This is a genomic window from Sphingomonas sp. JC676 (assembly GCF_014489075.1).
Taxonomy (GTDB): domain Bacteria; phylum Pseudomonadota; class Alphaproteobacteria; order Sphingomonadales; family Sphingomonadaceae; genus Sphingomonas.
Genome location: NZ_JACTGR010000001.1, coordinates 344,619 through 357,157, shown reverse-complemented (window position 1 = coordinate 357,157; position 12,539 = coordinate 344,619). Strand labels below are relative to the sequence as shown.

The window sequence follows — 12,539 nt, the reverse complement described above, 5'->3', positions numbered from 1 at the left end:
GCGCCGCTCCGGCAATGCTATCGCACTGCAGCAAGGAGAAAGATCGTGACCGAGAAGAGCGGAGCAGACATCCTGATCGAGGCGTTGACCGACCTCGGTGTGGAGGTCGTGTTCGGCTATCCGGGCGGCGCGGTGCTCCCCATTTACGATGCCTTGTTCAAGCAGGACCGGATCAAGCACATCCTCGTCCGCCACGAGCAGGCGGCGACGCACGCCGCGGAGGGCTACGCCCGCTCGACCGGCAAGCCAGGCGTCGTGCTCGTCACATCGGGCCCCGGCGCGACCAATGCGGTCACCGGCATTACCGACGCGCTGATGGATTCGATCCCGATGGTCGTCATCACCGGGCAGGTCCCCACCGGGCTGATCGGCACCGACGCTTTCCAAGAAGCGGACACGGTCGGCATCACGCGCCACTGCTCCAAGCATAATTATCTGGTGAAGGATCCCGCGCGCCTGTCGAGCGTGATCCACGAGGCCTTCTACATCGCCACCTCGGGCCGCCCCGGCCCGGTCGTGGTCGACATCCCCAAGGACGTCCAGGTCGCCACTGCGCGCTACGAGACGCCCGGTCCGATCCAGCACAAGACCTATCGCCCGCAGACCCAGCCCGATGCGGCGAAGATACAGGAAGCGGTCGACATGCTCGCCGCGGCCGAGCGTCCGATCTTCTATACCGGCGGCGGGATCATCAATTCGGGGCCCGAGGCCTCGCGCCTGCTGCGCGAGCTGGCCGAGCTCACCGGCGCGCCGGTCACGTCGACGCTGATGGGCTTGGGCGCCTTCCCGGCTTCCTCCGAGCGGTGGCTGGGCATGCTTGGCATGCACGGCACCTATGAAGCCAATTGGGCGATGAACCAGGCCGACCTGATCATCGCGCTCGGCGCGCGGTTCGACGACCGCGTCACCGGCCGCCTCGATGCCTTCGCGCCGAACGCCCGCAAGGTGCATATCGATATCGACCGGTCGAGCGTGAACAAGGTCGTCCGCGTCGACCTGCCTATTATAGCTGATGTCGGTATCGCGCTGGCCGAGATGGTCGCGAGCTGGAAGAGCCGCGGCCATCCCCGCCCCGATCTCTCGGAATGGAATGCCCGGATCGAGGGCTGGCGCGCCACGCGCTGCCTCGATTTCCCGGACATGCAGGACGCGATCATGCCCCAGCGTGCGATCCGCGCGCTGTACGACGCGACCAAGGCCCGCGACCCGATCATCACGACCGAAGTGGGTCAGCACCAGATGTGGGCGGCCCAGCATTTCCACTTCGAGGCGCCAAACAAATGGCTGACCTCGGGCGGTCTCGGCACGATGGGCTATGGCCTGCCCGCCGCGATCGGCGCGCAGCTCGGCAATCCGGACGCGCTGGTGATCGACATCGCCGGCGAGGCCTCGATCCAGATGAACATCCAGGAGCTGGCGACGGCGACCCAATATCGCCTGCCGGTCAAGATCTTCATCTTGAACAACGAATATATGGGCATGGTCCGCCAATGGCAGGAGCTGACCTATCAGTCGCGCTATTCAGAGAGCTATAGCGACGCCCTGCCCGATTTCGTGAAGCTCGGCGAAGCCTATGGCTGGAAGGGCATCCGCATCGACAAGCGCGGCGATCTGGAAGACGGCATCCAGGCGATGCTGGCGCATGACGGCCCGGTGATCGTCGATTGCCGCGTGGCCAAGCTCGCCAATTGCTTCCCGATGATTCCGTCCGGTGCCGCCCATACCGATATGATCCTCCAGGCGAACGAAGTCTCGGGCGAGATGGACGACGAAGCCAAGGCACTGGTCTGATCCCATGCACATCAAGGAAGAGCTTCAGGAGCGGCACACGCTCGCCGTGATCGTCGACAACGAGCCGGGTATCCTGGCGCGAATCGCCGGCCTGTTCACCGCGCGCGGCTATAACATCGAGAGTCTGACGGTGAGCGAGATCACCGACGACAATCTGATCAGCCGCATCACAATCGTCACTTCGGCCTCGGCCCCAGTGATGGAGCAGATCATTTCGCAGCTCGAGCGGCTGGTGCCGGTCCACAAGGTGACCGATCTCACCGCCTTCGGTCCGCATGTGGAACGCGAGCTGGCGCTGGTGAAGGTCAAGGGCACGGGCGATCACCGGATCGAGGCGCTGCGCCTCGCCGAGGTGTACCGCGCGCGGGTGGTCGACGCGACGATCGCCAGCTTCGTGTTCGAAGTGACCGGCGGATCCGAAAAGATCGACAAGTTCGTCGAACTCATGCGCGAACTCGGCCTGGTCGAAGTCGCGCGCACGGGAATCGTGGCAATTTCGCGGGGCGCCGAGGCGGCCTGAGACTGAACTAACCAACCACCGTCACCCTGAACTTGTTTCAGGGTCCATCTCTCCACCGGCGATGGCGCCGCTTGTTGCACGTTGGATGCTGAAACAAGTTCAGCATGACGATCAGAAAGGAAAGACGAGAACAATGCGTGTCTATTACGATCGCGACGCCGATCTGAACCTGATCACCGGCAAGAAGATCGCTATCCTCGGCTATGGTTCGCAGGGCCATGCGCATGCGCAGAACCTGCGCGATTCGGGCGTCAAGGATGTCGCGATCGCGCTCCGCGAGGGTTCAGCCACGACGAAGAAGGCGATCGATGCCGGCTTCAAGGTGCTGAGCAACAAGGAAGCGGCACAGTGGGCCGATATCCTGATGATCCTCGCTCCCGACGAGCATCAGGCCGCGATCTGGGAGAGCGATCTCAAGGGCAATATGAAGCCCGGCGCCGCGCTCGCCTTCGCGCACGGCCTCAATGTCCATTTCGGCCTGATCGAGCCCCCCGCGGACATCGACGTGATCATGATCGCGCCCAAGGGCCCGGGCCATACCGTGCGCAGCGAATATGTCCGCGGCGGCGGCGTGCCCTGCCTAATCGCGATCCACCAGGACGCATCGGGCAATGCGCACGACGTCGCGCTCGCTTATGCCTCGGGCGTCGGCGGCGGCCGTTCGGGCATCATCGAGACCAATTTCAAGGAAGAGTGCGAGACCGATCTGTTCGGCGAGCAGGCGGTGCTGTGCGGCGGCATCACCCATCTGATCCAGGCAGGCTTCGAGACTTTGGTGGAGGCCGGCTATGCGCCGGAGATGGCCTATTTCGAATGCCTCCACGAGACCAAGCTGATCGTCGACCTGCTCTATGAGGGCGGCATCGCCAACATGCGCTATTCGATCTCGAACACCGCCGAATATGGTGACATCAAAACCGGCCCGCGCATCATCACCGACGAGACCAAGGCCGAGATGAAGCGCGTCCTCGCGGACATCCAGTCGGGCCGTTTCGTCAAGGATTTCGTGCTCGACAACCGCGCCGGCCAGCCCGAGCTCAAGGCCTCGCGCAAGGCCGCCGCGGCGCACCCGATCGAGCAGGTCGGCACCGAGCTGCGCGCGATGATGCCCTGGATCGGCGCCAACAAGCTGGTCGACAAGGAGCGCAACTGAGCTCGGTCGCCCGGCTTCAATAGGGGCCGGGCGACAATCGCTGCGACAGCCACCAGATATTGCCGGCGGGATCGGCGAGGCCCCCCTGCCGGTCGCCATAGTCGCGGTCGCCGATCTCGCCGAGCTGCGTGCCGCCCGCCGCGACTCCGCGCGCCATCGCCGCGTCGGCATTCGCAACATAGAGATAATAGGTGCCGCGCGTGGCCTCACGCCCCTCGCCCGCCTCGCTCACCATGATCGTCGTGTCTCCGAAGCGCACCTGCGCGTTGCGCACGATGCCGTCCGGCGACGCGTGCACGCCGGCGATTTCGCCGCCCAGCCCATCCGCCAGGAAATCGAGATAGGCGCGCGCGCCATCGACGAAGAAATAGGGGAAGAGCGTCGTGAAGCCCGGCGGGATGTGCATGGCGACCTCGCTTGTGCCGCGTTTCTCCAGGCTAAGCTTCCTGGCCCTCGCAGGGAAGGGTTTTGACGGAATGATTCGTCCCCGCCACAGTCCGCCGAAAAGGGGAAGCACATGAGCGAAGAAACCGAAGGCCGTGGCGGCGTCACCCGGGTCGAGGCATTCTCGGATGGCGTGATCGCGATCATCATCACGATCATGGTGCTGGAGATGCACGCGCCCAAAGAGCCGGGCCTCGCGCATCTCTGGGCGCTCTGGCCGGTCTTCACCGCCTATGCGCTCAGCTTCGCCTATGTGGCGATCTACTGGGTCAATCATCACCGGATGTTCCATTTCGCCAGCCGCGTCACCAACGGTCTGGTCTGGTCGAACATCCTGCTCCTCTTCGCATTGTCGCTGGTGCCTTTCGCCACCGCCTATCTCGGTGAGCACGCCTTCAGCGCCGAGGCGACGCTCCTCTATATGTGCGTGATGATGCTGCCGGCCTGCGCCTATCTCTGGCTGCAGAGCGAGGTGCGCACGACCGGCCGGCAGGACTCGGTCGCGCAGGACTATCACAGGCGCATGTTCCGCAAGGGCGTGGCGACTTCGGCGATCTACGCCGTCGGCATTCCCCTGACCTTTTTGTCCCCCTGGCTCGGCCTCGCCTGCGCGGCGCTCGTCGCCATATTGTGGTTCCTGCCCAAGAGCCCACTCGACGCGCTGTTCGGGACCTGATCGGAGCGCGACCGCTCCCGGAGGAACGAAAAGGGGCGCCCCGGGTGGTCCGGGACGCCCCTTTCAACTCTATCGTAGACCTTAGAAGCCGAAGCGCGCCCGCACGCCGTAGAAGCGCGGATAGCCCGGATAGCCGGCATAATTGCCCGTCTGCTCGGGCACCGCGAAGCCGGTGATGTTGTAATATTGGTTGGTCAGGTTCTCGACGTAGAACTCGCCCTTGATCTTGCCGTCCGCGGTCTGCAGGCCGACGCGCGCGTTGATCAGCGGATAACCAGGATTGCGGACGATCCCGCGGCCCGGAACGGTGCTGGTGCCGGCGATCTCGGTCGCGCTGTTGTAGCGCATGTCGACATGGACCAGGCCCTTCAGATTGTCGGTGACATTGGGCTCCCACGTCACCGCGCTGTTGATCACATGGCGCGGCTGGTTCTGGATCTGCTGGCCTTCCAGCCCCGCCAGCGGCGTGCCGGTGAAGTTGTTCGAGTCGTCATATTTCGCGTCGAGATAGGTGTAGCCGAACCGCACGGTGAAATCCTGCGCCGGGCGGATGATCGCCTCGGCCTCGACGCCTTTCGAAGTCGATGAATCGATGTTCTGCACGACGAAGTTGTTGCCGCTGAACACCAGGTTCTGCAGATCGTGATACTTGCCGTAGAAGCCTGCGATGTTGAACGTGAATTCGCGGCTTGGGCTGAACTTCACGCCCACTTCGTACGAGTCCACCGTCTCGGATCCGAACGCCAGGTCACTGCCCTGCGCGCCGTTGCCGCCGAGCAGCACCGAATCGAAGGTCGCCTGGTCAAGATTGTAGCCGCCCGACTTGTAGCCGCGATCATAGCTTCCATAGACGAGCAAGCGATCGGAGGCCTTGTAGGCGAGCTTCACCGTGCCGGTGATCTTGTCCTCGCTCTGCTTGTGCGCATAGCTGCCGTTGAACTCGGTGTTCACCGCCGGGTTGCAGCTCAACAGGAAGAGGTTGTTGAACAGGCCAGCCTGTTTCAGATAAAAGGCATAGGTTGCCGCCGCCGGATTGCCCGCGCGCACCTGGTTGAAGAAGGCGCAGCTACCCAGATTGTTGTTGATCGTGGCATCGAGCTTCTTCGATTCATGATTCCAACGCGCGCCGAGCGTGAGCGAGAGCCGGTCGGTCACGTGGATGATGTTGTGCGTGAAGAGCGCGAACGCATCGGTCTTGACGCGGAAATCGTCCGGATTGTTGCCCTGGCCGGGTATCGCGCCCGGGAGCGGGCTGGTCACCAGCGCCGCCAATCCCGGCACCGGCGCAGACGGGACGCCGGGGATGACGCAGAGCGACGATGGCGCCACGCCGACATTCGCGCGGAAACAGCCGACCAGCGGCCCGAGCGACGCGCCATAGGCCGCCCGCAGCGCCGCCAGCGAGTTCGGAACCGCCGGATTGAGCAAGGCTGCACCGAACAGCGGGACGCTCGGTCCAAGCGAACCGTAGAATTGCAGCGGCGTTCCGAACCCCGCTGGCGGCGGAGCGCCGAGCGCGCCTGCGAACACCGTGTCGACATAGCGGTTGCCGTCATTGCCGATCTTCACCGTGTCGCGCAGCTTCAGCGTCTCGTTCAGGTAGAAGCCGCCGACGAGCCAATCGAGCTTGTCGTTGAATGCAGAACCCTGGAAGCGCAGTTCCTGGGTGAAATCGGTGAGGTCGGTACGGTAGCCGCTGCGATAGGCGCGGTCGATGCCCGAGAAATCGATGTCCTGGTCGCGGATCGCGCGCCATTTGCGGTACGCGGTGATCGACGTCATCTTGACGTCGCCCAGATCCCAATTGAGCTCGCCCGAGACGCCGTAATCGCGGACCTTCTCCAGATAGTCGCGATTGGGCGATATCGCCTGGATGCGATCCGACGCAGGGCCGGTGTAAAGGCCGGTCAGCCCCTGCGCCGACGCGATCGATGTGATCGCTCCCGTCAGCGGACCTCGCGCAATGCTCACCGCGCCGCAGCAAGCTTCCTTGGTTTCGGCATAGTCCGCGATCAGTCGGAAGGTGATGTCGCCGGTGTCGAGCAGCGCCTGGCCGCGCAGATTATAGCGATCGATATTGTTGATCGAGCGATCGCTGTTGGCGTCCTGGATATATCCGTCGCGCTTGCGATAGCCCCCGTCGAAGCGCAGTGCGAGCTTCTCGCTCACCGGCCCGGTGATCGCGCCTTCGATCTCATAGGCGTTATAATTGCCGTAGCTGCCCTCGATATAGCCGCCCAGCTTGTCGAACTGCGGCAGCGCCGTGAAGATCGACAGCGCGCCCGCGGAGGTGTTGCGTCCGAACAGCGTGCCCTGCGGGCCACGCAGGATCTCGACGCGCTCCAGCTCGGGGAGTTCGGAGAGCGCGACACCCGCACGGGGCCGGAAAACGCCGTCGATGAAGACGCCCACGGCCGGCTCGAAGCCCGGATTGTCGCCTGCGGTGCCGATGCCGCGGATCGACAGCGACGATCCCGTCGCTGCGGACTGGCCGGTCGTGGTCTGAAGGCTCGGCGCGAGCTGCTCGAGCCCGCGGATATCTTGCACGCCGGCATTTTCGAGAAGCTCGGCGCCCACCGCAGTGATCGCGATCGGCACGTCCTGCACCGTCTCGTTGCGGCGGGTGGCCGTGACGACGATGTCGTTCGCCGATTGATAGTCCTGCGAATTGGTATCGGGTTCGCTGGCCCGCGCGGCGTCCTGCGCATAGGCGGGGGCCGCAAGGAACAGCGTAAGTGCCGTTGCCGCGAGCAACTCGAGCTTCTTCATAGGATTCCCCTCTCCTGGCGCCGCGCCGATCTTATGCCGATCGCGGCGTTGCTTTTATAACGGACGCAACTAACGCTGCATTTTTCGAGCCGTCAACGGGAATGAAGGGCGGAACTCCGCGGTTTTGGGCCGATTTTTTCAGGTCCGCGCAGTCGCCCTTTCCCCCTTGTGCCGGCAAAGTGCGGATGCCGTAGCGTAAATGCTTGAAAGGCGAGGAAGGACGAGCGGATGAGCGGATTTCACGGCGACCCTGAGGACGGCGATATCGTTGCGCCGCTGCCCAAGATTCCCGTGCCCGAAGACGTCGCCGAGGCGGTCCGCACGCTGATCCGCTGGGCCGGCGACGACCCCGATCGCGAGGGGCTCCTCGACACCCCGCAGCGCGTCGCCCGCGCCTGGAAGGAATATTGCAGCGGCTATGGCGAGAATCCCGCTCATCATCTCAGCCGGGTGTTCGAGGAAGTCGGGGGCTATGATGATATCGTCCTGTTGAACGGCATCCCGTTCCAGTCGCATTGCGAGCATCACATGGCGCCGATCACCGGCAAGGCCTCGATCGCCTATCTGCCCAAGGACCGCGTCGTTGGCATCTCGAAGCTCGCGCGCGTCCTCCACGGCTTCGCGCGCCGCCTCCAGGTTCAGGAACGCCTCACCGCGCAGATCGCCGACTGCATCTGGGAACAGCTCAAGCCGCAGGGCGTCGCAGTGGTGATCGACGCGACTCATGCCTGCATGACCGCGCGCGGCGTGCGCACGCCAGGTGTCGGCATGGTCACCAGCCGCATGATGGGCGTGTTCCGCGACGACGAGCGCAGCCGGCAGGAAGTGCTCAAACTGATGGGCTATTGATGCGCGTCCTGGTGACCGGCGGAGCACGGCGGATCGGCGCGGGCATCGCGCGCCGCCTGGCCTTGCGCGGCCATGGCGTGGCGATCCATCACCACCATGCCCCCGAGGACGCGGAAGCCCTGCGGCAGACGATCGCCGCGGCGGGTGGCCGCGCCTGTGTCGTTTGCGGCGAGCTTGCCGATCCGGCGACGGCGCCCGCGCTGATCGATGCGGCACGCGAGGGGCTTGGCGGGCCGGTGACCGGACTGGTCAACAACGCCTCGCAATTCGCCTTCGACGCGCTGCCGCTCACCGATTTCGCGCTGCTCGACCAGCATATGCGCGTGAACCTGGGCGCGCCGGTAGCACTGGCCTCCGCGATGGCAGCGCAGGACGATCTCGAGGACGGCGCCGTGGTCAACCTGCTCGACCAGAAGCTCGCTAATCTGAACCCCGATTTCTTCACCTATACCTGCAGCAAGGCCGCGCTCGCCGCCGCGACCGAGATGATGGCGCGCGCACTGGCCCCGAAGATCCGCGTCAACGCGGTCTCCCCCGGCCTCACCCTCCCCAGCCTCGACCAGAGCGAGCAGGAATTCGCCGAGCATGCGCGCCGGAACCTGCTCCAGCACCCGGTCGCGCTCGACGACATCGCCGCGACGGTAGAGCATCTGCTGACCAGCCGCAGCATCACCGGCCAGAACATCTTCGTCGACTGCGGCCAGCGCTTCCTGCCGCGCGACGGCGACGTGATGTTCGAAGGGCGTGGGCGTCCCCATGATTGAATATACGATCCTGCTCGAAGGGCTGGAGGTGACGATGGGCCTCGGCATCCACGCATCCGAGCGCGCCGCCCCACAACGCGTCCGCCTCGATGTCGCGATGGACTGCGCCTACGACCGCGTGCCCGAGGATCGGATCGGCGAAGTGGTAGATTATGATTTTCTGCGAGAGAATATCCGCAAGCTTGTGGAATCACGTCATTTCGAGCTTCAGGAAACGCTCTGCGACGCCGTCGCCGCACTCGCGCTCGCCAATATCGGCGTCCGGAAGGTCCGTGTTCGCTCGATGAAGCTCGACATCTATCCCGATGCCCGAGTCGGCTGCGAAATCGTCCGAGCGCGCGCCTAGATCAACGCCATCGATCGCCCGGCGCGATCAAATAGTTCGCAACGACATAGCGCCACGGCACCCCCAGCCCGCCACCATCACCAGATATATCGCGCAGCAGGTACAGCGCCACAGCGGCACTTCGGTCTTTACGGCTCTCCCTCCGGGGAGAATTCGAGCAGGTCGCCCGGCTGGCATTCGAGCGCCTCGCAGATCGCCTCAAGCGTTGAGAAGCGGATTGCGCGCGCCTTGCCCGTCTTGAGGATCGAAAGATTGGCGAGCGCGATCCCGATCCGGTCGGCCAGTTCGGTGAGCGTCATGCGTCGGTCGTGAAGCACGGCGTCGAGGTTGACGATGATCGCCACGGTCACACCGTCCCTTCGAGGTCATCGCGCATCCGCGCGCCCTCGGCGAAGACCTGGGCGAGGACGAAGAGCAGCAGCACCGCGAGCAGCCCGATCGGCGAGAAGCTCCAGCCGATGTCGATCGGGCTGGCGGCGGAAACCGCGCCGACCAACAGGTGCATCCCCTCAAGTCCGAGCACCGTCCAGGCGCACGCCCTCAGGCGCTCCGCATTGCGCGAGACGAAGGGGTCGCCCGAACCCACCGTGCCGACGATCCCCAGCAGCCGGGTCAGCAGGATGTGCGCGAGCGGGACCGAGGCGAGCCCGATCGCCATGATCAGCCGTCCGCCGAGGATCGGCGCGGGACCGCCGTCGGCGCGCTGCATGCCGAGCCCCTGCACGAAGAAGGGCTCGGCGACGAAACTGGTGACCAGCAGCCCCAGAATGAAGACACCGGCCAGCAGGTTTAGTGCGATGAGAGCGCGCAAAAGGCCGTGCGAAACGGCAAGCATGGGAGGGGCAGATCGAGGCATGACATGTCCTTGAGTCGTGATTGATCACGACTTTCGATATGTCATATATCGATAAACGTCAAATAAATTTATCGATAATCGATAATCAGGCCCGATTCGCTGCACTGAGCACCGCCCGCACCGAAGCGGTCGCGATGTCCGCATCGATGCCCACGCCGAACACCGTGCGCCCGTCGTTCGTCCGGCACTCGACATAGGCCGCCGCCTGCGCATCGGCGCCATGCCCGATCGCGTGCTCGCTGTAATCGACCACGTCGAGCGTCGGCCCGGTCGTGCCGGAAAGCGCGTCGATCACGCCCGAGATCAGGCCGTTGCCGCGCCCGGAGATCGACCGCGTCTCGCCGTCCACCGCGATGCGGCCGACGAAGACGCGGCTCCCAGCGGCGCCGCTCTCTTCATAATCGACCAATGCGATCCGGGCATCGCTGCCGGGCAGGTACGTCCGGTCGAACAGCGCGCCGATATCGGCGGCGTTGAGCTCGCGGCTGGTCTCGTCGGCGAGCGCCTGGACGTGCCGGCTGAAGTCCGCCTGCATCCGCTTGGGAAGCTTGAGGCCCCGGTCCTGCTCGAGCACCCAGGCGATCCCGCCCTTGCCCGACTGCGAGTTGACGCGGATCACCGCTTCGTAATCACGGCCCAGATCCTTGGGATCGATCGGCAGATAGGGCACGTCCCAGAGCTGGTCGTTGCGCGCTTCCTGCGCCGCGAAGCCCTTCTTGATCGCGTCCTGATGGCTGCCCGAAAAGGCCGTGAACACCAGCTCGCCCGCATAGGGATGGCGCGGATGGACCGGCAGCTGGTTACAATATTCGACGGTCTGGATGACCTGGTCGATGTCGGAAAAATTCAATCCCGGATCAACACCTTGCGTGTACATGTTGAGCGCGAGTGTCACGAGATCGACGTTGCCCGTGCGCTCGCCATTGCCGAACAGGCAGCCCTCGACCCGATCCGCGCCGGCAAGCAGCCCCAGCTCGGACGCGGCGACGCCGGTGCCGCGGTCGTTGTGTGTGTGCAGGCTGATCACCACGCAATCCCGGTTGCGGATGTTCCGCCCGAACCATTCGATCTGATCGGCATAGATGTTCGGCGTCGCCGCCTCGACGGTCGCCGGCAGGTTGAGGATCAGCGGACGCTCCGGCGTCGGGCGCAATATCTCCATCACCGCCTCGCAGACCTCGACCGAGAAATCGAGCTCGGCGGTCGAGAAGGTCTCCGGCGAATATTCGAAATGCCAGTCGGTATCAGGCTGCTTCGCCGCCTCGTCGCGCAGCACCTTGGCGCCGGCCACCGCGATCTCGCGGATCTCGTCGCGACTCATCCCGAACACGATCCGCCGCCATGCGGGCGAGACCGCGTTGTAGAGGTGAACGATCGCCTGCCTCGCGCCCTTCAGCGACTGGAAGCTCGTCTCGATCAGATCCCGGCGTGACTGGGTGAGCACCTGAACGATCACGTCGTCGGGGACCTTCCCCCCGCGCACCAGGCCCGAGATGAAGTCGAACTCTGTCGCGCCCGCGCTCGGGAAACCGACCTCGATCTCCTTGACACCCACCTTCACCAGCAGATCGAAGAAGCGCTGCTTCTTCTCGCTGTCCATCGGATCGATCAGCGCCTGGTTGCCGTCGCGCATGTCGGTCGACAGCCAGCGCGGCGGCTTGGTGATCGTTCGGCTCGGCCATTGCCGGTCGGGCAGATCGACCTGGGGAAAGGGACGGTATTTTACACTCGGATCGCGCAACATCAGCGTATCTCTCAAGGGTTCGCGGGCGGCGCATAGCCAAGCCCGGTGGAGCAAAGAAGGTCCGTAAAGCCCTTAGGGGGACGCGCGCGCAGCGACACCTGCCCCTAAGGGCGGATAAGTCGCAGGATAAGGCTGGCGGCGATCGTCACGCCGGCAATCTTGGCCGAACGCCGCGGATTTGTCCACCAAAGACCGATCTCGGAAAACGCGTCGCCATTCCCATCCTATAGACGAAAATGGCGCGGCTCGGCCGCTAGTTGGCGTTTTCGGCTACCGCGGTATCGATATTCGGAACCGCCGCATCGTCCTCGACGACATTGGCGGCCGTGACCTCCTCGCTGGCAGAAGCCTTGGGGCTCGGCGTCGCGACGATCTCGGCCATCGGGGGCGGATCGGAATAATTGGTGCCGGTCGTCCCGCCACCTCCGCAGCCGCTCAGCACCACCAGTCCCGCCAGCACCAGCACCCGCATCGCGCTCTCCCGTGTCCCAACTGCGACGACAGCATGGCGCGGCCCGCCGGATACGCAACCATTTTGCCGGCGCGGCGCTGAAGGACCATGGCGAAGGCCCTCAAAAGTGACAATCATGTTAACTGAAAATCGTACGGAACCGTCGTTCCCGGTCA

At 64.4% G+C, this 12,539-nt stretch carries 13 protein-coding genes; 7 read left to right on the top strand and 6 right to left on the bottom strand.

The window, feature by feature from the left end:
• Nucleotides 1-45 precede the first annotated feature (45 nt).
• From IAG41_RS01700 to ilvC, 3 genes are all read left to right on the top strand, one after another.
• Entirely contained in the window at nt 46-1,791 is a 1,746-nt protein-coding gene (locus IAG41_RS01700) for an acetolactate synthase 3 large subunit (protein ID WP_187726848.1), read from the top strand.
• A gap of 4 nt (nt 1,792-1,795) precedes the next feature.
• Nucleotides 1,796-2,311: an acetolactate synthase small subunit gene (gene ilvN / locus IAG41_RS01695; RefSeq protein ID WP_187726847.1), complete on the top strand. Its 516-nt coding sequence runs from the start codon at nt 1,796-1,798 to the stop codon at nt 2,309-2,311.
• Nucleotides 2,312-2,444: 133 nt separating this feature from the next.
• Nucleotides 2,445-3,464 (top strand): ketol-acid reductoisomerase, encoded by a 1,020-nt coding sequence (gene ilvC, locus IAG41_RS01690; protein WP_187726846.1) that lies wholly within the window; start codon nt 2,445-2,447, stop codon nt 3,462-3,464.
• 16 nt (nt 3,465-3,480) lie between these two features.
• Here ilvC and IAG41_RS01685 read toward each other — a convergent pair whose 3' ends face one another.
• Complete coding sequence (locus IAG41_RS01685; protein WP_187726845.1) at nt 3,481-3,870, bottom strand: VOC family protein; 390 nt, start codon at nt 3,868-3,870, stop codon at nt 3,481-3,483.
• Nucleotides 3,871-3,981: 111 nt separating this feature from the next.
• Here IAG41_RS01685 and IAG41_RS01680 point away from each other — a divergent pair, with 111 nt between their 5' ends.
• Nucleotides 3,982-4,584 (top strand): TMEM175 family protein, encoded by a 603-nt coding sequence (locus IAG41_RS01680; protein ID WP_187726844.1) that lies wholly within the window; start codon nt 3,982-3,984, stop codon nt 4,582-4,584.
• An 81-nt stretch (nt 4,585-4,665) separates the two neighbouring features.
• Here the strand turns inward: IAG41_RS01680 and IAG41_RS01675 are convergent, their stop codons facing one another.
• The gene (locus IAG41_RS01675) at nt 4,666-7,353 is read right to left on the bottom strand and encodes a TonB-dependent receptor (RefSeq protein WP_187726843.1); all 2,688 of its coding nucleotides are present in this window, start codon (nt 7,351-7,353) and stop codon (nt 4,666-4,668) included.
• A 228-nt stretch (nt 7,354-7,581) separates the two neighbouring features.
• Between IAG41_RS01675 and folE the strand changes: the two genes are divergently transcribed.
• From folE to IAG41_RS01660, 3 genes are read left to right on the top strand one after another with little or no spacing between them, the layout of a single operon-like run.
• Nucleotides 7,582-8,202, top strand: coding sequence for a GTP cyclohydrolase I FolE (gene folE / locus IAG41_RS01670; RefSeq protein ID WP_187726842.1), 621 nt, complete (start codon nt 7,582-7,584; stop codon nt 8,200-8,202).
• The gene (locus IAG41_RS01665; RefSeq protein WP_187726841.1) at nt 8,202-8,966 is read left to right on the top strand and encodes an SDR family NAD(P)-dependent oxidoreductase; all 765 of its coding nucleotides are present in this window, start codon (nt 8,202-8,204) and stop codon (nt 8,964-8,966) included. Before folE ends, IAG41_RS01665 begins: the two co-directional genes overlap by 1 nt.
• Nucleotides 8,959-9,312, top strand: a complete 354-nt coding sequence (locus IAG41_RS01660; protein WP_187726840.1) for a dihydroneopterin aldolase — start codon at nt 8,959-8,961, stop codon at nt 9,310-9,312. Before IAG41_RS01665 ends, IAG41_RS01660 begins: the two co-directional genes overlap by 8 nt.
• Before the next feature lie 128 nt (nt 9,313-9,440).
• Here the strand turns inward: IAG41_RS01660 and IAG41_RS01655 are convergent, their stop codons facing one another.
• The 4 genes from IAG41_RS01655 to IAG41_RS01640 form a co-directional block, all read right to left on the bottom strand.
• The gene (locus IAG41_RS01655; RefSeq protein WP_187727825.1) at nt 9,441-9,656 is read right to left on the bottom strand and encodes a helix-turn-helix domain-containing protein; all 216 of its coding nucleotides are present in this window, start codon (nt 9,654-9,656) and stop codon (nt 9,441-9,443) included.
• 2 nt (nt 9,657-9,658) lie between these two features.
• The gene (locus IAG41_RS01650) at nt 9,659-10,123 is read right to left on the bottom strand and encodes a DUF2975 domain-containing protein (protein WP_187726839.1); all 465 of its coding nucleotides are present in this window, start codon (nt 10,121-10,123) and stop codon (nt 9,659-9,661) included.
• Nucleotides 10,124-10,253: 130 nt separating this feature from the next.
• Nucleotides 10,254-11,912 carry a 2-isopropylmalate synthase gene (gene leuA, locus IAG41_RS01645; RefSeq protein WP_187726838.1) on the bottom strand — a complete coding sequence of 553 codons (1,659 nt, stop codon included), beginning with the start codon at nt 11,910-11,912 and terminating at the stop codon, nt 10,254-10,256.
• Between the two features lie 253 nt (nt 11,913-12,165).
• On the bottom strand, nt 12,166-12,384 hold the full coding sequence (locus IAG41_RS01640; RefSeq protein WP_187726837.1) for a hypothetical protein: 219 nt from the start codon (nt 12,382-12,384) through the stop codon (nt 12,166-12,168).
• Nucleotides 12,385-12,539 lie beyond the last annotated feature (155 nt).